The organism is Psychrobacter sp. SHUES1 (assembly GCF_001652315.1).
GTDB lineage: Bacteria > Pseudomonadota > Gammaproteobacteria > Pseudomonadales > Moraxellaceae > Psychrobacter > Psychrobacter faecalis.
Window position 1 is genome coordinate 49,274 of the sequence record NZ_LXWA01000064.1, and the last position, 20,872, is coordinate 70,145.

Here is a 20,872-nt window from a genome sequence, read left to right on the forward strand (position 1 = left end):
CAGCTTTATTAAATATTGATATATTCAATTTGATCTAAAAAGGATATGTTCAAAATAGCATGCTGCTAGAATAAATTTTCCTTGCTTGCTGTGTGCTTCGCACTCCAGAGGCTTCGAAAAATTTATTCTAGCAACCCTATATCGTTTTGCAGTTGAATCGACTATAACCCACTTATGGGTGACACGCCCTAACCCTAGCCTTTATACTCTACTCATCACTTTTTATTGATAGTTTGCGTTTATGACCATTCAACAATTATTAAAAACCGCGCCCGTCACCACTTTGCTATTAATAAGCTTTATCGGCTTATTTATCATGCAGGTGCTGAGCGGCGTCGATGCTAACAATCCATCGACTGAAGCATTGCTCAAATGGGGCGCCAATGCTTTGCCTTATACTATGGATAATGAACCATGGCGCTTGGCAAGTAGTGCCTTTTTGCACATCGGTCTGATGCATTTATTGTTTAATGGTTTTGCCATGTATTTCTTTGGGCAAATCGCCGAGCCGATGTTTGGCTCAGCGAAGTTTTTGGCGTTATTTTTACTGGCGGCAATCGGTGGTAATTTACTGAACAATTATATCACGTGGCAAGGTATTTTGGATGGCACTGGTCAACCTGGGCTATCAGCGGGCGCGTCTGGCGGTATCATGGGTATCGGTGCCGCGCTATTGATAGCCGCGCTGTTTAAAATATCAGTCAATGGCATGGTGCTCAATCTGAAAAGCCTAATCATTATTATGGGCATCAATTTGGTATATGGCTTTGCCGTACCGGGCATTGATAATGCCGGTCATATTGGCGGCGCGGTCACAGGATTGGTGATTGCATTGGCGTTTGCTATCGCCTACCGTCAGCGCTTGGCTGCTACGCTACAGAATGTGCCTAGCGCAGCGCAAGACATTTATCAGACTACTTATATCAATTCTCCAACAAGTAGCGATACTGACTTTTCTATCCCTACTTCTACCCACGCTCCTCGCTTTGATAATGGGGGTAGTTTTGATAATAACAGCAGTTTTAATCACGACTCTGCTGTAAACTTACCCTTAGATAGCTATGCTAATCAAGCAGCCCTTAATCACAGCAAAATTAACGAACAACAAACAGTGACCAAATCGACGTTTATTTGGCAATTGCTACCGTGGCTGGTCATGCTGCTGATCAGTATTGGTTTTATATGGTGGTGGCAAGATATTCATCAGCAAATACTACAAGTGCTCGCCGCCATTGAGTAAAATGCCAGACTTATTTATTATTCTATTTATCGACTCTGTTTTTATCATTTATCCCACCCACTTATGAGAGCAAATCATGTTTAAATCATCAGCGCTATCGAAACCGTTGACGCGCACTGTCCTTAGCGCATTGACCGCCACTGCCCTATTTAGTGTCGCCAGCATCTCTAACGCCGCCCTCTTTAAAAACAACTTACCAACTGATAAAGATGCCATTTTAAGCGTCGGCGTCAACGTCATGGCAGTCAAGTCGGCTTATGATTTGGAAGACAGCACCGACATAAAAGTATTGCCGGGTGTGTTTTATGATAACAACAGAATCTACGCACGCGGTGCGCAAGCGGGCGCTTATATCATCAATGATGGCACCAATCAGCTAGCCGCTTATGCTCAGCTCGATGGCAGCGAGTTCGACCCTGACGATGCAACTGGCGCCCTGCAAGGTCTTGATGAGCGTAAAGCCTCAGCCGCTGCCGGTCTATCCTATCTGCGCCGTACGCCTGTTGGTGGTTTCCGCCTGCAAGTCGCGACTGACGTGTTAGATAAAAGTGGTGGTAATACAGCGCGCTTGACCTATCTTGCTAAAATTACTAAAGATAAGCTGACCGTCTATCCAAGCATTGGCTTTGAGTATCATGATGCTGACTACAATAACTATTATTATGGCGTTAGTGCGCAAGAGGCAGCGAAGACAGGCGTCGCTGCTTATGAGTCAAATAATAGCTTAAACCCTTATATCAATATTAGCGCTAATTATGACTTTAATGAGCGCTGGGCAGGATTTGCCAATCAAAGCTTAAGCTATCTGCCAAATGAACAATACGATAGTCCAATGGTTGACTCGCGTACGGATGCCACGACGACGCTAGGATTGCTTTATAAATTTTAGTTAAGCACGTATATGCAATAAAAAAAGACCTTGCCACATTATATGACAAGGTCTTTTTTTATCTAACTCTATTAACCTGCTAAAAACTAGCCTTTAAGCTTTTTGATAGAGGCAACATTACAGCCTTTATAAAGGATTTCACGGCTAGCGTTTTGGATATTAGCCGATGATTTATGATAGTTATTCAAACGCAGCGCACCCGTCATAGTACTAAAGTTGTCTTCATCACCAAACACGGTATCGACATCGTCAGAACGACCTAAGTTAATTGGTAAAAATCTTTTTTTGCCATTTAGATTGGCTTCTGCAAAGGTCGGTAAATACTCTTTGTTAAAACCGTAAGTCACGCTGATTTTCTTATCGCTTTGGCAAGTATAGTTGACTTGTCTAATTTTAACAGCGGTATCATAACTCTCGCTTGGCTCCATCACTTGGTCCGAGTAAGCCATGGCAGAACCAGAACCCAACATCGCCATCATAATACCCGCTGATGATAGAGCGGCAGTTAACTTTTTCATAAATTACCTCAATGATATAAATAGAATAGTCATAGATAAGAAAAATATGGACGTTAGCGGCGAACTATTTTTAGTTAGTCTAATCGTTCGCTCTTATTATCTTTGTCGTGATTTAAAATTTTTTTTAAAACTTTCATTCACGAGCCCTTATCTATACACATATTCTAATTAAAATTTTTGTTTGCGCTGTTATAACTATTAGTATGCTTGTTGTCTGAGCGTAAGACATTGTTGCGCGCGATGTATGCGCCTTAATTCATAGGCAAAAAAAAGACCCTGCTCATTCCTCTATAAAGGATGGCAAGGTCTTTTCAAATAACTGACTTCTCAGTGGAACAAATATCACACTGCTACAAGGAAGATGAGCGCAAATTGCACCTGTCGTACATTAAGCGAGTCTGACACCGTAGCAGGTCGTTATTCGGTCAACGACTTAAGAAGGATGCACCATATCAGCAGGGGTTACCCACTCATCAAACTGCGCTTCAGTTAATAGTTCTAGCTCAACGGCAACTTGCTTCAAAGTTTTGTTTTCTTTATAAGCAGTCTTGGCGATTTTTGCTGCGTTTTCATAACCGACATGACGGTTCAAAGCAGTCACTAGCATTAATGAATTATGCAAGAAGTCATCGATTTTGTCTTTGACTGGCTCAATACCAACCGCACAATTTTCATTAAAGCTATTGCACGCATCACCCAATAGCTTGATAGATTGCAACAAGTTAAAGGCAATCACTGGCTTATAAACGTTAAGCTCAAAGTTACCTGACGCACCTGCCATGCTGATGGTGACGTCGTTACCCATCACTTGCGCGACGACCATGGTCATTGCTTCTGACTGGGTTGGGTTTACTTTACCCGGCATGATAGATGAGCCTGGCTCATTTTCAGGAATCGTCAACTCGCCTAGACCACAGCGAGGACCTGATGCTAACCAACGGACGTCGTTAGCGATTTTATTTAAGCTGCCAGCTAGCGTTTTGAGTGCGCCAGAAGCAAATACTTCAGCATCACGAGCGGCTAGCGCTTCAAATTTATTTGGTGAAGTGACAAACGGTAAGCCTGTTAATTCAGCCAATTGCTCAGCCGCTTTTACCGCATAATCAGGATGGGCGTTTAGACCTGTACCAACCGCTGTGCCGCCTAGTGGCAATTCATATAGACCTTGTAGCGCGTTATCGATACGAGTTAATGAATGGTCAAGCTGGCTGACATAACCGCTAAATTCTTGACCTAGGGTCAAAGGCGTCGCGTCTTGCAAATGGGTACGACCAATTTTAACGATACTATCGAATTCTTTGGCTTTAGCATCTAACGTATCGCGCAATGCTTTTACCGCTGGGATAAGCAGGCTATTGATCTGACGAGCAGCAGCAACACGAATCGCGGTTGGGAAGCTGTCGTTGGTAGACTGTGCATGGTTAACATGGTCATTCGGGTGAATCGGCGTATAGCTGCCGCGCTCATTGCCAGCGATTTCGTTAGCACGGTTGGCCAATACTTCGTTCATGTTCATATTTGATTGGGTGCCAGAACCCGTCTGCCATACAACTAACGGGAACTGATCCGTTAGACCGCCGTTGATAACTTCATCAGCAGCTTGGACGATTAAATCGCGCTTATCGCCTTCGATACGCTCAAGGCTCGCATTGGTAATCGCAGCGGCTTTTTTCACTAATGCCATTGCTTCAATCATCGGGCGTGGCAAGGTCTCGCCACCGATTTTAAAGTTCTCGCGACTACGCTGAGTTTGCGCACCCCAATAAGCGTCAGCTGGGACTTCCACGTTGCCCATGGTATCTTTTTCGGTACGAGTTGCCTGATTCTGTGTCGACATAACTACCCTCTTTGATGGTTTGTTGTATAGCTGCTTTGAAAAAAGTGCAACACACGCTGCACATAAAGGAAAATACGATGTAAAGTGGCGTTATGATAGCATGACTTATCACAAATTTCTCCAAGTCCGTGAGGCTAACTGATGTCTAAAAACACCAGCCAACAACATTCTGCTACTGCATTATCTGATTCTTTATCTCAGTTATCGGCTGATGACGCTCGCTCTAAAAAGGAGGTTAAAGTCGCTGATAGCTTGACTAATCCACCCAGACGACAATTTACCCGCCAGCGTCGGCAATTAACGGCTGGCGAGCGCAGACAATATGCGCGCATGGTAAGTTTGCATTTAATCAAGTTGCAACAGCGCTTACTACCACGTGCGCGTATTGGCTTATATTATGATGGCTTTGGTGAGCTGCCCACTCAGCCACTGTTGAACTGGTGTCGACGCTTAGGCTATTTATCTTATCTGCCGGTGGTTGGCTCGTTCGGTCGCGATGATAAGGGTAATGTGGATAAACGGCTGCGCTTTGTACCTATTTATCATAAAAAACTATTGAATGTACCGTCACGCATTCATAGCTTAGGTATGAAGCAAAATCACCACCGCAGGTTACTTTGGGCGCGTGAGTTAGATGTGATTATCTGTCCGCTCGTGGCGATTGATAAAAATGGCAATCGTATGGGGATGGGTGGCGGTTTTTATGATACAACGCTTGGTGAAAGCTATCGAGCGGGGTTAAAAAAACCATTGAAAATTGGTTGGTGCTATGATTTTCAAGTGGTTGAGCAATTAGAACGTCAACCATGGGATGTACCATTAGATGGCATAATTACGCCAAGTGGCTTGAGGTGGTTTAAACGAAATCAGATTACAAGCCGCCATGACAAAGCATCTAGCGCTGATAGTGTTGATACGTACTTACGAGCATTGGGAAATGATGACGCTAGAGAGAAGCTCTACTACAGTCAAGAACAAGCCTTTAGCTCCGACGAATTAGCAAAGGTGGTTAATAAGAAACGCTTAAATGAATTACTGGCTGACAGTGATGCTTTTTTGGCTAGTTTAACTGGTGAGATTGGGGATTTTGAAGATGACAATAAAGACCCATAAAGGGTTTGCAAAGGCAACAATGAGCTACTTTCGCTCAAAACCACTAAGGGTAGTTTTTACTATCTTGTGGATCATTTTCGTCGGTCTTATTATCACGTTAGGTTTTAGCACAGATCCCTATTTACTTCACGTTCAGAATATTCCTCCTCCGCACCCCTATCCTATAGAATTAGTCGTTATATTAATAATGGCGATGCTGTTTCACTTAAGCCTACTGGTAACTATGGATGTATATATGGATAGTCGCTGGAAGTTCTTCGCTATGCTGTTGACTAGCATTTTATTTTTATTTGGTTTCGGTATGATGGCGATGCATGCACCGCCGTCATTAGGTGGGATGATTTTTTGGACATTCCTGTCATCTTTACTATTTTTATTGCTTTGCTTTCGGCAGGTCTGTTTATTTTTTTTAAGGCGATTTTTTCGTAGAGAATCAGTTTAATAACAAGGTAATTGATATTTTAAAGCTGGGTTAAAAATCTAGCCTACACCAAACTCTACTTAACTTTGATAGCTTTACAACACCATCGCCGCAATCCAACCAAATACCAATAACGGAATATTGTAATGGATAAAGGTTGGTACCACACTGTCTTTGATATGGTCGTGCTGGCCATCAACGTTTAGACCAGAGGTTGGTCCAAGCGTCGAGTCTGACGCAGGCGAACCGGCATCACCAAGCGCGCCAGCTGTACCAATAATCGCCACGGTTGCTAAAGGTGAGAACCCTAAAGAGATACATAATGGTACATAAATCGCCGCCAAAATAGGAATAGTCGAGAATGACGAACCAATACCCATGGTCACAATCAAGCCAATGAGTAGCATAATAAATGCAGCCATCGCTTTATTACCTGCAAACAACGATGCCGCGCCATCAACCAACGGCTGAATCTGTTCGGTCGCTTTCATCACTTCGGCAAAGCCTTGGGCGGTAATCATAATAAAGCCAATCATCGCCATCAGCTTGATACCATCATTAAAGACCGTATCGGCGTCACGCCATTTGACCACGCCCGTTGCCATAAAGACGCCAAAACCAAACATTGAGCCGAGTAATAATGAATCGGTATAGAGCTGTACGACAAAGGCTGTGACGATAGCAATTAGCGCGACGATGGTTTTCATTTTACTTTGCGTTTGGGCATCGGCAGCTGTTTTGCTTAACGCGTCTTTTTCTACTACCGCATCGCGAGCCTCTTTATCAATGGCTAATTGGGCATACTGGCGCGGCTTACGATAGCTGATAAATACCGCCACTAGCAAACCAACGAGCATACCAAGTGCCGGAATCGCCATAGCTTTGGTGACCGAAATATTCGATACATCAATACCGGCTTCACCGACGTTTTTAAGCATGATTTGATTAAGATAAATATCGCCAAAGCCATAAGGGATAAACATATAAGTGGTCACCAGACCAAAAGTAATCAGACAGGCAATTAGGCGTCTATCGATTTGCATGCGATTAAAGGCAAGCAATAAAGGCGGTACAAGCAGAGGAATAAAGGCGATATGAATCGGGATTAAGTTTTGGCTAAAGCAGCTCATGGTGACGAGCCCTGCAAACAGCATGTATTTAATCATGCCGCCTGCACCTATACCTGCCCCGCCAGCATCAATGCGTTTAATCACCGCCCCTGCCAAAGACTGCGGTAAGCCCGAATGCGCAATCGCTACCGCGAAAGCGCCCAATAAGGCATAAGACAACGCGATTTGCGCGCCATTACGGATACCTTCTTGAAAGGCATTCAAGGTATCGGTCATACCAAGACCCGCAATCAGCCCACCTGCCAGCGCGCCGATTAATAAACTGAGTACCACGTGTACCCGCGCCAAAGACAGGCCTAGCATGATGACTACCGCTAGTAGCACCGCATTGATGGTCATATTCTCGCCCCTTACCCTATGTTTTTTGGTCCGCTATTGACTATTGGCACGCTATTATCACATTGCCGACCTATTTATTTCGCCCTAGCGTTTTAACTCACACGTTAACCCATATAGTTGCTATTTGAACGGAGCGGTTAAGACGCGCGTCATTTTACCTGATTTTAGCTATAAATCCCACGCGCAAAACTGAGCAGACAGGAGCGACCCTGCAAATAAAGACGCAATATTGTCATGATTGTCATGACGGCTCGTCATATAGCCTTGCAATTTCATTTAGCAACACCATTTATCTAAACATGAACCACTAACTTGACTTTACAAGTCTGGTGAACGAGGAAGAATATATGAGTGAACATAAAATTGCCCAAGACAATATCGACATCGATGTCGACGTTTCATCTAACGTTGCTGATGATAAGGCGCTAAATACTTCATCTGACGATACCTTAGAAAACGTCTCGGCGTCTGAAACTATTCAAGACAGCGCTGAAGACATCGAAGCTGAAAACGTTAAGGCAAAAGATGGCGAAGAGAGTTATCTGCCGCTACTAGCATTGCGTGATGTGGTTGTTTATCCGCATATGCAAATTGCCTTATTTGTCGGCCGTGCGCCGTCGGTAAAAGCCGTGGAATTGGCACAAGCTGAGTATGGCAATAAAGTATTGGTCGTGGCGCAAAAAGACTCGCTAACCGAAGATATTGATCAAGATAACTTGTATCAGTACGGAACGGTGTGCCGCATCGTCAGCACTATGCCGCATGATAGCGATGAAAATTGCATCAAAGTATTGATCGAAGGTCAATACCGTGCGCGCGTTGATAATATTGAAAATCACGACGAGCTATTGATGGCAAGCTTTACGCGTGCTGATCTCGATATCAGCATGAGTGAGAGCCAACAAAAAAACACCATTCAAGCCTTAACGACGTTATTTGAAGGCTATGCCGATGCTCGTCTGCGTAATGCTCGTGAGCTAACTCGCGTGGCGAAACGCATCGATGATTTGCTTGAGCTGGTATATTTTATCTCAACCCGCGTGTCGATGGATTTGGATATTAAGCAGTCGTTCTTAGAAGAAGACGATATCAAAACCCACATCAATACCTTGACCGAATATCTCGTTAAACAAAGCGCTGAGCAAAATATCGAGCAAGATATCCAAGATGCCGTTCGTCAGCAAATGGAAGACAATCAGCGCGAATACTTCTTAAACGAGAAGATGAAAGCCATCAAAAACGAGCTGTCAGATATGAATGACGGCGCGTTCGATGAAGATGATGTGGCTGAGCTTGAGCAGCGTTTAGAAGATGCTGACTTGCCAGAAGATGTGCGCAAAAAAGCCGAGCAAGAGCTGAAAAAACTTAAAATGATGCCGCCTGCATCGAGTGAATCATCAGTGGTGCGCAACTATATTGAATGGATTTTGGATACGCCGTGGAATGCGACGACCAAAGTGTCTATCAATTTAGATAAAGCGAAAACTGTCTTAGACGAAGACCATTATGGCTTGCAAGATGTGAAAGACCGCATCTTAGAATACCTTGCCGTACAATCGCGGGTGAAAAAACTGCGCGGTCCGATTCTTTGTTTAGTCGGTCCTCCGGGTGTCGGTAAGACCTCATTGGGTGAGTCAATTGCGCGCGCAACGGGTCGTAAGTTTGTACGTATGGCACTTGGTGGCGTCCGCGATGAAGCGGAAATCCGTGGTCATCGCCGTACTTATATCGGTGCGATGCCAGGTAAAATCGTTCAATCACTGGCGAAAGTCGAAGTTAAAAACCCGCTATTCTTATTAGACGAAATCGATAAAATGGCGCAAGACTTCCGCGGCGATCCAGCGTCAGCATTGCTTGAAGTATTAGACCCTTCACAGAACGATACCTTTAACGACCATTATTTAGATATGGACTTAGATTTATCGCAAGTGATGTTTATCTGTACCGCTAACAGCATGGATATTCCACCTGCCCTGCTTGACCGTATGGAAGTCATTCGTCTGCCGGGTTATACGGAAGAAGAAAAGGTCAATATCGCGCAGAAATACCTTGTACCAAAAGCGATTAAAAATAATGGCCTGAAAGAAGGTGAAATTGAAATCGTTGAAGCGGCATTGCACAGCATCGTGCGTAGCTATACGCGTGAAGCAGGTGTGCGTAACCTTGAGCGTGAAGTCAATAAAATCTGCCGTAAAGTGGTTCGCGGTTCGGTTGAAACCCATGGTGCACGTGCTCCGAAAAAAGCCGAACGTGAGCTGGTAGTAGTCGATGACAAAAACATCGATGACTATTTAGGTGTGCATCAGTACGACTACGGTCTAGCAGAAGAAGAGCCTGAGATTGGTCGCGTGACTGGGCTTGCTTGGACACAAGTCGGTGGCGAGCTATTAACCATCGAAGCGGTGGCGATGAAAGGTAAAGGCGAGCTGAGCTTTACAGGGTCACTCGGCGATGTAATGAAAGAGTCGATTCGTGCTGCCATGAGCGTAGTACGTGCCCGCGGTGACAGCTTAGGGATTGATTACGAGACCTTTAAAACTACTGACGTCCACGTGCATATGCCAGAAGGCGCGACCCCGAAAGACGGTCCATCGGCTGGTGGTGCGCTCACGACAGCGCTGGTCTCTGCCTTGACGGGCATTGCCATTCGTCCAGATATTGCGATGACAGGCGAGATTACCTTGCGCGGTAAAATCCTACGTATCGGTGGTCTCAAAGAGAAGCTGCTAGCTGCGCATCGCGGTGGCATCAAGCACGTCTTGATTCCAGCGACCAACGAGCGTGACTTGGCCGATATCCCTGATAATGTCAAAGAAGGATTGACCATCCAGCCAGTAGCGACGATTGATGAGATATTAAAAGTAGCATTGGTCAGTATGCCAGTGCCGCTGAAACCTGCCAAAGTGACGGTTGATAAAACCTCAGGCAAAGCGCTGCATAACTAATCTGATTAGTTACTAATCCAGTCTTACAAATTAAAGAGCCGCTCATCGTCATGATGGGCGGCTCTTTTTTGGCAATAATAAAAAACAATCTCTCTAAAACTCTGTGCTATATTTTAAACAAATGTTTATTTTGTAATAGCCATAATGTTAAACCATCTGATTTCAAACCGCTTAATTCTATCCTTATTGCTCGCTATCTCTTTTCCGGCAGCGCTAATAGGTTGTCAGTCTAATATTGCAAAAGATAATTCTACACCTGCTAACTCAATGGTGACTGGCTTTAGCACTTCTGCTCCCATACTATCTGAGCAAGTGATAAATGTTGAAAGTGTCAATCGCTTTGATTGGAAGCTGGTGCGCCGGATAGACAATCAAGGTATTGTTAATGATGTCGATACCGTGCCGCCGTTAATGCTTGATGTACGTCCGAGCAATTTAGTGTTTAAATATGACTGCCAGCGCTACCGCTTAAACCATGATGGTTATCAAGATTACACTTACAGCTCATACGGCGTAACTACCATTACGCAGCCTTCTTGCTTAATAACTGATAAACAAGCAGCTAGCAATATCCTTCACTATTTAGAACAATTATTTCCTGAATATGGCAGAGGACGTTTTAACCTTAGAATCACTTCACCATCTACACAAACAAAATCAAAACCGTTTTCATTTTTGAATAAACTTACTCCAAAAAAACCAACGTCTTATGAGCTGATCTTAAATGTTCAGGACAAGCAGCTCATATTTGAAGGTACACTTAAGACCTTACGACCAGTAACGGGACTACCCATTACTTATGAGTTTCTAAAAGAATATCAATGGCGACTAGTAAGCGCGGTCGATAGCAATAAAAACACCATCATTGAGCTTAGTCGTCCAGATTTTCCAGTGACTGCCTACTTTGCTTACCCACTATATAACGATGAGCATCACGTTGGCTTTAGCTCTGATTGTAATGGTGTTGGTGGTTCTTACATTTTGACGCCTGACAATAAATTGTTGATTGGTTCAAGCCCGCAAACTATGATGGGATGTAGTCCTAAACGTGAAGCTGCTGAAGATAAAATTCGTGAGCTTGAACAGTTAAGCAAAAGCCAATTAATCTTACAAAGATTAGCAAATACGAATCTCGACTCCTCAAGCTTACCCTATTATCTACTGACGCAAAAACTCGAAACAGGTGAAACCCTCATTTGGAAAAACGAAGTAAAGAAAACACCTTAGCCTCTATTCATTTTCATATTTTTTAGGTGGTGTTCTAAAAAGTATGCTGGCTATAAAAGTCAATAAAAAATCTATGCTAAGTTTACTGATTCTATAGGGCTTTCAAGGCTTTAAAAATTGTTCAAATTTTAATCAGCATACTTTTTGACACACCACCATTTTTTAAAAAGGATTTTACAATGCTGCTGCCAACTATAAAGCGCTCATTAACTATTATCAGCTTGTCTGTAGCAGTGGGATTAATGGGTTGCCAGTCTGCGCCATTGAATAGTACCCAGCAGACCACTATCGTCAACACACCTATTACTAAAGATAAATCTAACTTTACTGACCAGATAGTAATTAAAGAATCACAAGTAATGCAATGGGTAGCTCATTATGACTGGCAATTGGCGCAAGTAATTCATCAAAACGGTAACATAGCCGATATCGAAAATTTTGCACCGATTACCTTAGCAATAGAACCCAGTTCAATAAGTCTGCATCAAGGCTGTGAGCATTATAGAATGGATTTTCATGCGCTGTCCGCGCCGCCTTATCCCTATTATTCTCATCTTACTAAAGTACCCACAACTTGTCATGACGACAATAATACTGATACTGCAATTAAAGAGGATAATAGTATTCAATCGTTATTTGTTAAGTACGCACCTGTTAGGCTTAATTTTGAGTTATTGCCAACTTCACATTTAGCATCACAATCAGCGCCAGTCGCTATACAAGCTGCCCCTAAACGTTTGGCACTTAATATCGAAAATGGTAATCGCTTAATTTTTATAGGTTCAACTAAAGCATTGGCAACTCCCGCTGGATTGCCCATTACTAACGAGTTATTAGAGCAGTATCATTGGACGCTGGTGAGTGCCGTCAGTAATACTTATGATGCAAAAGGGGAATTAACTAGAAAACCTTTGGGCAATTTTTATCACCCAGATCATCCTATTTCAGCGAGCTTTGAAAGTTGGCCTAACAATCAGTACGCATCCTTTAGCTCAGGCTGTAACGGCGCGCGCGCGCCTTATTTTTTACTCAATGATAATACTTTCAAAGTCGGCACTATTATTAGTACTGTAATGGGCTGCGGTGAGACAGGCAATAGAATCGAGTCCGCTTTGTTTGATTTGATGCGTGATAGCAGCAGTCAGCTAACATTAAGCTTACAACCCTCACAGCCAACATCGCCAACAGCAGATAATCAGACCGATATGCCTCGTTATAATTTATTGCAAACGATGGCAACAGGCGAAACCTTAGTTTGGCAAAACGAAGTAAAGAAAACGCTGTAAACCTTTTTCAAACGCATACGTTATTTACATTTATTAACCGATTGTTGCGCATTTAATGAATAGTTATATTTAAACCTTGGCTATACTGATTGCGACATTAAGCAATGTTTGAGTATTTTAATAAAACAATAGACATTCATCACAACAAATAAATATAAATGGAGATAATAATGAATAAGACGATGCTTGCAAGTGCCCTGTTATGTGGTTCAGCTCTAGCGATGACAGGTTGCCAAACCGTCAAAGGTCAAATGCAAACGGGCAATCCACTTAACCAACCTGCGTTAAAATCTACGATCAATGCAGTCGCTGGTAATAAAAATGAAGTGGGTCAAGTATTCCTACGCCCAGTAGATGGCGGTGTCCAAGTTTATGGTAAGCTCATGAACCTGCAGCCTGGTAAAACTGTGGCATTGCACATTCATGAAACGGGTAGCTGCGGCGATATGGGTAAAGCGGCTGGTGGTCACTTTAATCCAGATAAAAAACCGCATTCTCATCCTGATGATATGAATGGTCATGCGGGCGACTTGCCGAACTTAACCGCCGATGCGAATGGCGTTGCTACTATCAACTATGTGAATAAGAAAATCTCTGCCGCTGATGCAGGTAAATACAGTGTTAACCGTCTAGCCTTTATCGTCCATAGCGGTGCTGATGATTATAAGAGCCAGCCTGCTGGTAACGCAGGCGATCGCGTTGCTTGCGGTATCATCGAAAAGAACTGATAGCCCAAAAGTTAATAGCAAAAAACCTCTTAGATTATCTAAGAGGTTTTTTATGGTTTAAAGATAAGGTGATTAAAGAGGTTTACTCTTCTACCCACTCGCCATTACGCCAGTACACGCCCCAACGGGTGGCTTTGCCGTTTTTCTCAGAGCCAATATACTGCTCTTTTTTCTTCCGTGACCAACGTAGAATGGTTGGATTGCCATCTGGATCCTCATCTGGACCTGCAAACAGATACTGGAATTTATCTTCCATTTTATCTTTGATTTCGCGTAACTCAGCCAGCTTTGGTGGACGGGTTTCGCGTACTTTTGGGAATTTAGACGCAGCTAAGAACATCCCAGCCGCCCCTTCACGCAAGATAAAGTAATCATCATGTTTGGTCGATTTTAGCTCCGGCAGATGGATAGGCTCCATACGCGGCGGTGCCGCTTCACCAGTTTTAAGCACTTTACGCGTGTTATCACATTTCTGACAAGCAAAGTATGGCCCAAAACGTCCGGTTTTTAGTTCCATCTGTCCATCGCATTTATCACAGTCGATGGTTGGCGCATCTGAACCCGGTACTTCAAACTTACCTTCTTCTAGGATATAGCCGTCGCAATCAGGATTATTACCACAGATGTGCAGCTTTAGACCACCATCGACGATATAGCCATTCATCGCCGTTCCGCATTTCGGACAGCGTTTTTTCTCCATCAAATCTTTAACTTCGGCTGCTTCATCATCGCTGTCGCCATCATCAAGATTGGCAAACGCTTCGACTGGCATCAAGTTCTTGGTACCTTTGCAGCGCTCTTTTGGCGGTAAATTATAGCCAGTACAGCCTAAGAATACACCCGTTGAGCCGGTACGTAGTTGCATCGGACGATCGCAAATATCGCAATGGACGTCTGGCACATCGGTTGGATCATTCGGACGCATACCATCTTTTTCTTTGGCACGATCTAGAGTCTTTTTAAAGTCGCCATAAAAGTTATCGAGGACATCTTTCCAGTCGGTATCACCTTCAGCAACATGGTCAAGCTTGTCTTCTAGCGCAGCGGTAAAGGTATAATCCATCAAATCTGGGAAACTGGCGGTCAATCTGTCGGTGACGATATCGCCCATTTTTTCAGCAAATAAACGTTTGTTTTCAAGCTTCACGTAACCGCGATCTTGAATGGTTGAGATGATAGACGCATAAGTCGAAGGTCGACCGATGCCTTTTTTCTCAAGCTCTTTGACAAGGCTTGCCTCTGTGTAACGCGGTGGCGGCTTGGTAAAGTGTTGACTCGGATCGAGCTTATCGAGCGTTAACTTATCACCTTGTTTGACATCAGGTAATAAAGTATCGTCAGTCTTCGCTGGTGGCATGACTTTAGTAAAGCCATCAAACACTAGGGTGCGACCGCGTGCTTTTAGCTCGACATCGCCGGCAGCGACAAATAGATTCACGGATAAGTATTTCGCAGGCGTCATCTGACAAGCGACAAACTGACGCCAAATCAGCTCATATAGACGAATGGCATCACGCTCAACGCCTTTTAACTGCGTCGATTTCATATTGACGTTAGACGGACGAATCGCCTCATGCGCCTCTTGTGCGCCTTGCTTATTGCCATAGAAGTTTGGCTTTTCTGGCACGTATTTGTTGCCATAACTGTCTTCGATATAGCCACGTACGGCGGCTAATGCATCACCAGACAAGAAAGTCGAATCGGTACGCATATAAGTAATATGACCAGCTTCGTATAAACGCTGCGCCAAAATCATGGTTTTCTTAACTGAAAAGCCCAAGCGCGTACTGGCAGCTTGCTGCAATGTCGAGGTGATAAACGGCGCACTCGGACGCGACTGCGTTGGCTTCTCTTCGCGCTCTTTCACGATAAAGTCGTTTGAATTAAGAACTTCTAGGACTTTATCGGTCTGCTCTTTATTAACAAGCTTTAGCGTTTTGCCGTCTTGCTTGGTTGCCTCTAGACGAATCGCAATGTGCTCAGCGTCTGCCGCTTTCTTGGCTTTACTATCAGCAACATGAGTATCGGCGTGAATCTGCCAGTATTCTTCTGGAATAAAGGCGCGAATCTCATGCTCACGCTCGACGACCAAACGCATGGCGACCGACTGCACGCGACCAGCTGACAGACCGCGAGCGACTTTTTGCCAAAGTAGCGGCGATACCATAAAACCAACGACGCGGTCTAAAAAGCGCCGCGCTTGCTGCGCGTTCACGCGGTCAATATCGAGCTTTGAGGGCTGTTTAAAGGCATTTTGAATGGCGGATTTGGTAATCTCATTAAAGACCACGCGCTCATATTTACTGTCTGCGCCGCCGATGACTTCTTTGAGATGCCAAGCAATCGCTTCCCCTTCTCTATCCATATCCGTCGCCAGATAGATTTTGTCAGCGTCTTTGGCTAAGGCTTTAAGCTCTTTAATAACCTTGGTTTTATTGGGCAATACCTCATAGACAGCCGCCCAGTCATGTTCTGGGTCGACGCCCATGCGCCGTACCAATGCCTGCTGGGTTTTTTCTTCTTTGCTCAGGCTATCATCTTTTTTACTCGCGGCTGGCTTTTTCGCGCTTTTGCTCGCGCCCACTGGCAAATCACGGACATGACCGATACTTGAGCGCACGATAAAGTCGTCGCCTAAGTATTTGTTAATGGTTTTTGCCTTGGCGGGTGATTCAACAATCACCAAAGACTTGCCTTTGGGTTGGTCTTTTGCCGTGGCTGGGCTTTTTTTGGTTGCGGTTTTTGCCATAAGTGACGACACCATAATAAGTAAATTAAAATAAGGATAAACTCGGCAGCTGGCAATTTATAATAGTTAGTTATAATGGCTCAGCGAATTATTGTAGTAATGGCGGCCGATAAAAACGGTTATAAAACAAACAATAACCATAACGCATAGATACAGTTATAAAGACGTTACACTGCAAAGCGTTAAGCTGTCAACTTAAAATGACTGAGAGTTTGCCAAAAGGACTTGCATATTGCCTCTTTATGGAGACGAAAAAATTTTTTACTAGCACCGTGCGTTTTTTATGCCGACTTTTGCATCTGTAATGCCCATTTCTCAAGGTTCTCTCTCATGATTAATAAGTCGCTTTCAATCGTTTGCTGCTGATAAGCAGGATTGGTCGCCGGACGCACATAAGCAATATCTTCCCAATAAATAACAATGCTATTCGACTTCACCAATAACGCTTTCACAAATGGCTCGATGCTGGCTGGCAGCGCTAAAGGTTCTTTATCCAAGCTAAAATTGGCTTGTACGGGTAAGCTTTTATTGTCGCTGCTATTGTTATCACTACTGCTGGCGTTACTTGCCGGACGCCATTGTCCATCTAACACCTGATAGCGAGTTAATGGCAGCTTGACATTATCGAGCACCAAACCATATTGCCCAATCATGCCGCGACCATACTCATTGTCACGGCCTTTTACCCAATCAGGGCAAGTAACTAACTTGGGATTGAGCTGCAAACGGCGCGCCGTCATACGCAGCTTATCCAAACGCTGGTCGATACCGCTAGGTTTGAGCGCCATCATACTCCCTAATACAAATAGTACAATGGCGATCGCAATCCACATTCCCATAACAGTCTGACCTTTTAACAAAATTAATGGTGTGCTAGTGATTAAAACGTGCTGAATAATCTATCAGCGTGGCTCTTTATATAACAGCTTAAATATAAACGGCGACTATCTAGTCGCTTATAATGAGCGTAAACCTTTAAAAAACAAACGCTCGTAAATACTATCTTCTATAAAGGGCTAGTTGCTAGGCACACCTGACATTTACCAACGCCTTGCTATTTATAGTGGCATATCAAATACTTAGTACATAAAACCACTGATTCGATAACAAGATGCAAAAAGTTGGTCGCCTAAAAAGGTGCTATGATAAACCATAATTTTAAACGTGCGCAGGTTTATTATGAATTATCTTATTAAACAAAACTCATCGACTGCTGCATCAGTAAATAAAATTGTCACCAAACTTATGGGTAAATCTGGGCTGACCATCTCGCTAGTAGGCGTAGCTTTACTGACTTTATCGGGCTGCGCGACCACCCAAAGTCTGACGCCCGAGCAATGCCAAAATAGCAATTGGCAAGAAGTCGGCTATGTCGATGGACTTCTCGGGCGCTCGGGGGCTTACTTTGGCAATTATACCAATCAATGCGCAAGTGTCGTTGGCGCAACGCCAAACCGCGTATTGTGGGAGCAAGGTCGCCAGCAAGGTCTAAAAAACTACTGTACCGAGCTCAATGCTTATAAACTTGGCCGCGAAGGTTATGATTGGCAGCCTGTCTGTCCACTCGAAGGCATCGAAAAACTTGAGGAAGCCTACGCACAAGGACGCTACTATTATATGCGTCAGCGCGACCTTGATTATCTGCGCTCGCCGTATCCATTCGGTTATGGACCTGGACGCTTTGGCTATGGTTATCGCCCGTTTGGTTATGCTTGGTAATTACTATGATTAATGCCCGCTATATAGTCAAAATATCCTGAAAACGCGACGGTATTGCTGATATCAATTTTTTGTAGCCTCTGTCTGCGTAGGCATAGCAAACAAGAAAAATTGATATCAGCAGCGCGTGATGTATCGATATTACTTTTCACTCACTATATGACCCACCGAATGCCATACAATCTACTAAATTGAAGGGTTGCTAAAAAAAGATAACCTCGCAAGGTTGCCCAAGCGAGGCGGGAGAGAAAGTTTATTATTTTAATTATTCTTGTTATTGTCGTGGTTATTTTCTTATTACTAAGCTTACTTATTTATCTTGCTAGCTTATTGTTTTAAAAACTATTTTTACTGCTCAACTGTATTAATCAGTCGTTTAAACCTTACTCGTTAACAAAAGCCACCTTCGTTAATCCTGCTTGACTGGCTGCCGCTAATACTTGCGCCACGGTATCATACCTACTTTCTTTATCGGCACGCAGCTGGATAGAAGGATCCTTGCCATTCGCCGACTGTTCTTGCAGACGCACTTCTAATGCTTCTATACTGATAGGCTTGTCATCCCAAAACAAACCTGCATCTTTATCGATGCTAATTTGAATCGCCTCGGGCGGTGTTTCATTGACCTCGGCACTGGTTTTCGGTAAATCCAATGGCACCGTTGGATTCAGTACGGTCGCTGTCAATAAAAAGATAATCATCAATACCAGCATGATATCGATAAGCGGAATAAGATTCATCTCATTCATGCTTTGACTGTCATCGTCACCCAATTGAAATGCCATAATTGTTCTCAATACCGTTAATTGTCGTCTTTGCTGCTCGTGCTTTTTTGGCTTATTATCTCTACTGAACCATCACTACAACTGCGATGGTGCGGATTTATGATAATGCTCAGCTTGTTTATCTGCATTTGACTGCTTCGTTAACTGCGTTACTTGATTAGTAGTATCACGTTGGACTGCTGGCTTTTGAATTGGCGCTTGTTGCACTGCAGCAAGCTCGCTAGATTGTGCCAATAAATCATGCGCTCTATCATTGGCGTGATACATGACGCGGCGATTGATACGTATCGCAAGGTTATAAAACACCACCGCCGGAATCGCAACAGCAATCCCTAAACCAGTCATAATAAGAGCCTCACCGACAGGTCCTGCGACTTGTCCTAATCCTGCTTGACCACTGACACCGATATTATGCAGCGCATGGAAAATACCCCAGACCGTGCCAAACAGACCGATAAACGGCGCGATTGCTGCTGTCGTACCAAGTATCGGCAAACCGCGCTCACTGGCAAAACGATAGCGACCGATGTGCTTGAGTAACGTCTGCTCAATCACCAAACGTCGAGACGCGGCATCGCTTTCAACCAAACTGACCTGCTTACTATGAATCTGCGCACTCAAATCATCGGCGACGCTAGCTGCCAGTTTGCGACTTTGCAATATGCGAATGATACCCGTCACCCAAGAGGCAATAGATAAAACAAGAAGCAAAAAGAATAAGGTTCTGGTCACCATATCGCTATATTGCCAGTAGGTTGTAAAGTCCATATCAGACTCCTTAATGTGGGATGTCGTTACTTGTCATTTTATGATTGTTAGCAGTACGAGTTTTGATATCTATTTTCGTACCTCCTTGCTATATTTCGCTGTGTTTCACTATATTTTGTATGTGTCGGTTGTTTTATATCTGCTTGTATAAATGCGCTTTTCTACACCCAGTCTTTTATATTTAAGGAACCGCATAGGCAATTGGCAGGGTGACATTACCGACCACTGGCGCGCCGTTTTTGGTAAAGGGCTTGAATTTACCTGAACGCACTTGGCGCTGTGCTTCTTTATCTAACAGCGGATTTCCTGACGATTGGGCCACACGTACGCTATCGATACCACCTTGTTTATTGACTCTTAATACCAACACCACGTTGAGCGTATCTCCCGAACGGGCGCGGCGAGCGGCGCGGTCTGGGAAGCTAAAGTTTGGCGCCGATGCCCAGTTCGCAGCACTGGCGGTAAAATTGACAGGCTCATTACTTGCCGCAGCCGCAGCTTTGGCTGCAGCCTCTGCTTTTGCTCGAGCAGCGGCTTCTGCTTCTCTTTCAGCCTTTGCCTGCGCTGCTTTTTGCGCCGCCTCTCTAGCGGCATTGGCGTCTGCCTGCGCTTGAGCGTCACGAGCCGCTTGCGCCTGCGCTTCTTGCAGCGCTTTTGCTTGCGCTTGTCTTTCCGCTTGTTGCGCTGCCTTTTCTGCCTGCGCAGCTATTATACGGCGCTGTTCGTCAGCGACTGACTTATCAATAACTGGTGGCTTGTCTTCTATTTTTTTCTTTACAGGTAGTTCTTTTATAGGCGGCGTCTGTACAGGTTTTTCTTTCTGAACGATTGGTTCTTCTTCTCTTACTACTGGATCTACTGGCGTAACCGCTTTCATTTTTTGTTGCGTTTTTGGTTCAGGCTTGGGTTCGGGTTTAGGCGTTGGTATAGATTCAGCTTTACTTTGCGGCACTTCCTCTACCTCAGTAACCACGTTTTCGATGGGTTGAGTAGGTAATGTGACCATTTGGATTTCAAGCGGCGGCGTCTCTTTAATGGGCTCATCTTTAAGCATAGGCGCTTTGATGATCACCAAAGCGATTGCGGTAAGCAGGTGTAGCCCGACCACTAAAATAATAGCGATAAGTATCAATCTAAGTGGTGGCGCCTCTAAATCCGTTGAACTCATAACACCCTAA

16 protein-coding genes are annotated in these 20,872 nt (G+C 44.1%); 8 read left to right on the forward strand and 8 right to left on the reverse strand.

Going from position 1 to position 20,872, the window contains the following annotated elements:
- Positions 1-241 precede the first annotated feature (241 nt).
- Positions 242-1,240, forward strand: coding sequence for a rhomboid family intramembrane serine protease (locus A7325_RS08910; RefSeq protein ID WP_068407155.1), 999 nt, complete (start codon positions 242-244; stop codon positions 1,238-1,240).
- 76 nt (positions 1,241-1,316) lie between these two features.
- Positions 1,317-2,129, forward strand: a complete 813-nt coding sequence (locus A7325_RS08915; protein WP_068407158.1) for a MipA/OmpV family protein — start codon at positions 1,317-1,319, stop codon at positions 2,127-2,129.
- An 86-nt stretch (positions 2,130-2,215) separates the two neighbouring features.
- On the opposite strand, the gene A7325_RS08920 is transcribed toward A7325_RS08915, so the two are convergent.
- Positions 2,216-2,647: an adhesin gene (locus tag A7325_RS08920; RefSeq protein ID WP_068407161.1), complete on the reverse strand. Its 432-nt coding sequence runs from the start codon at positions 2,645-2,647 to the stop codon at positions 2,216-2,218.
- 433 nt (positions 2,648-3,080) lie between these two features.
- Positions 3,081-4,484, reverse strand: coding sequence for a class II fumarate hydratase (gene fumC / locus A7325_RS08925; protein WP_068407164.1), 1,404 nt, complete (start codon positions 4,482-4,484; stop codon positions 3,081-3,083).
- A gap of 141 nt (positions 4,485-4,625) precedes the next feature.
- On the opposite strand from fumC, the gene A7325_RS08930 reads away from it, so the two are divergent.
- Positions 4,626-5,597 carry a 5-formyltetrahydrofolate cyclo-ligase gene (locus tag A7325_RS08930; protein WP_156508524.1) on the forward strand — a complete coding sequence of 324 codons (972 nt, stop codon included), beginning with the start codon at positions 4,626-4,628 and terminating at the stop codon, positions 5,595-5,597.
- A 516-nt stretch (positions 5,598-6,113) separates the two neighbouring features.
- Here A7325_RS08930 and A7325_RS08940 read toward each other — a convergent pair.
- On the reverse strand, positions 6,114-7,487 hold the full coding sequence (locus A7325_RS08940; RefSeq protein ID WP_068407169.1) for a Na+/H+ antiporter family protein: 1,374 nt from the start codon (positions 7,485-7,487) through the stop codon (positions 6,114-6,116).
- 347 nt (positions 7,488-7,834) lie between these two features.
- Between A7325_RS08940 and lon the strand changes: the two genes are divergently transcribed.
- The 4 genes from lon to A7325_RS08960 all read left to right on the forward strand — a co-directional run bounded on the left by lon (position 7,835) and on the right by A7325_RS08960 (position 13,673).
- Positions 7,835-10,432 carry an endopeptidase La gene (gene lon / locus A7325_RS08945; RefSeq protein WP_156508525.1) on the forward strand — a complete coding sequence of 866 codons (2,598 nt, stop codon included), beginning with the start codon at positions 7,835-7,837 and terminating at the stop codon, positions 10,430-10,432.
- A gap of 144 nt (positions 10,433-10,576) precedes the next feature.
- A complete protein-coding gene (locus tag A7325_RS08950; protein ID WP_068407171.1) occupies positions 10,577-11,659 on the forward strand; it encodes an META domain-containing protein in 1,083 nt (360 codons plus the stop codon).
- 179 nt (positions 11,660-11,838) lie between these two features.
- Positions 11,839-12,945, forward strand: coding sequence for an META domain-containing protein (locus A7325_RS08955; protein WP_068407173.1), 1,107 nt, complete (start codon positions 11,839-11,841; stop codon positions 12,943-12,945).
- Between the two features lie 170 nt (positions 12,946-13,115).
- Positions 13,116-13,673, forward strand: coding sequence for a superoxide dismutase family protein (locus tag A7325_RS08960; protein WP_068407176.1), 558 nt, complete (start codon positions 13,116-13,118; stop codon positions 13,671-13,673).
- A gap of 82 nt (positions 13,674-13,755) precedes the next feature.
- Here the strand turns inward: A7325_RS08960 and topA are convergent, their stop codons facing one another.
- Both topA and A7325_RS08970 read right to left on the reverse strand, forming a co-directional pair.
- Entirely contained in the window at positions 13,756-16,422 is a 2,667-nt protein-coding gene (gene topA, locus A7325_RS08965; RefSeq protein WP_068407179.1) for a type I DNA topoisomerase, read from the reverse strand.
- A gap of 281 nt (positions 16,423-16,703) precedes the next feature.
- Complete coding sequence (locus A7325_RS08970; RefSeq protein WP_068407182.1) at positions 16,704-17,261, reverse strand: hypothetical protein; 558 nt, start codon at positions 17,259-17,261, stop codon at positions 16,704-16,706.
- A 340-nt stretch (positions 17,262-17,601) separates the two neighbouring features.
- Between A7325_RS08970 and A7325_RS08975 the strand changes: the two genes are divergently transcribed.
- Entirely contained in the window at positions 17,602-18,141 is a 540-nt protein-coding gene (locus A7325_RS08975) for a DUF2799 domain-containing protein (RefSeq protein WP_068407184.1), read from the forward strand.
- Between the two features lie 383 nt (positions 18,142-18,524).
- Here A7325_RS08975 and A7325_RS08980 read toward each other — a convergent pair whose 3' ends face one another.
- The 3 genes from A7325_RS08980 to A7325_RS08990 form a co-directional block, all read right to left on the reverse strand.
- Complete coding sequence (locus A7325_RS08980; RefSeq protein WP_068407187.1) at positions 18,525-18,926, reverse strand: ExbD/TolR family protein; 402 nt, start codon at positions 18,924-18,926, stop codon at positions 18,525-18,527.
- Between the two features lie 75 nt (positions 18,927-19,001).
- Complete coding sequence (locus A7325_RS08985; protein ID WP_068407190.1) at positions 19,002-19,694, reverse strand: MotA/TolQ/ExbB proton channel family protein; 693 nt, start codon at positions 19,692-19,694, stop codon at positions 19,002-19,004.
- 181 nt (positions 19,695-19,875) lie between these two features.
- Positions 19,876-20,862, reverse strand: a complete 987-nt coding sequence (locus A7325_RS08990; protein ID WP_068407193.1) for an energy transducer TonB — start codon at positions 20,860-20,862, stop codon at positions 19,876-19,878.
- Positions 20,863-20,872: the final 10 nt, after the last annotated feature.

Excerpts from the sequence above, each read along its gene's own strand:
- fumC (WP_068407164.1), bottom strand. The coding sequence starts at position 4,484 with ATGTCGACACAGAATCAGGCAACTCGTACCGAAAAAGATACCATGGGC.
- A7325_RS08915 (WP_068407158.1), top strand. The coding sequence starts at position 1,317 with ATGTTTAAATCATCAGCGCTATCGAAACCGTTGACGCGCACTGTCCTT.
- A7325_RS08910 (WP_068407155.1), top strand. The coding sequence starts at position 242 with ATGACCATTCAACAATTATTAAAAACCGCGCCCGTCACCACTTTGCTA.
- A7325_RS08930 (WP_156508524.1), top strand. The coding sequence starts at position 4,626 with ATGTCTAAAAACACCAGCCAACAACATTCTGCTACTGCATTATCTGAT.
- A7325_RS08960 (WP_068407176.1), top strand. The coding sequence starts at position 13,116 with ATGAATAAGACGATGCTTGCAAGTGCCCTGTTATGTGGTTCAGCTCTA.
- A7325_RS08950 (WP_068407171.1), top strand. The coding sequence starts at position 10,577 with ATGTTAAACCATCTGATTTCAAACCGCTTAATTCTATCCTTATTGCTC.
- A7325_RS08940 (WP_068407169.1), bottom strand. The coding sequence starts at position 7,487 with ATGACCATCAATGCGGTGCTACTAGCGGTAGTCATCATGCTAGGCCTG.
- A7325_RS08955 (WP_068407173.1), top strand. The coding sequence starts at position 11,839 with ATGCTGCTGCCAACTATAAAGCGCTCATTAACTATTATCAGCTTGTCT.
- A7325_RS08975 (WP_068407184.1), top strand. The coding sequence starts at position 17,602 with ATGAATTATCTTATTAAACAAAACTCATCGACTGCTGCATCAGTAAAT.
- A7325_RS08920 (WP_068407161.1), bottom strand. The coding sequence starts at position 2,647 with ATGAAAAAGTTAACTGCCGCTCTATCATCAGCGGGTATTATGATGGCG.
- A7325_RS08980 (WP_068407187.1), bottom strand. The coding sequence starts at position 18,926 with ATGGCATTTCAATTGGGTGACGATGACAGTCAAAGCATGAATGAGATG.
- A7325_RS08990 (WP_068407193.1), bottom strand. The coding sequence starts at position 20,862 with ATGAGTTCAACGGATTTAGAGGCGCCACCACTTAGATTGATACTTATC.
- topA (WP_068407179.1), bottom strand. The coding sequence starts at position 16,422 with ATGGCAAAAACCGCAACCAAAAAAAGCCCAGCCACGGCAAAAGACCAA.
- A7325_RS08970 (WP_068407182.1), bottom strand. The coding sequence starts at position 17,261 with ATGGGAATGTGGATTGCGATCGCCATTGTACTATTTGTATTAGGGAGT.
- lon (WP_156508525.1), top strand. The coding sequence starts at position 7,835 with ATGAGTGAACATAAAATTGCCCAAGACAATATCGACATCGATGTCGAC.
- A7325_RS08985 (WP_068407190.1), bottom strand. The coding sequence starts at position 19,694 with ATGGACTTTACAACCTACTGGCAATATAGCGATATGGTGACCAGAACC.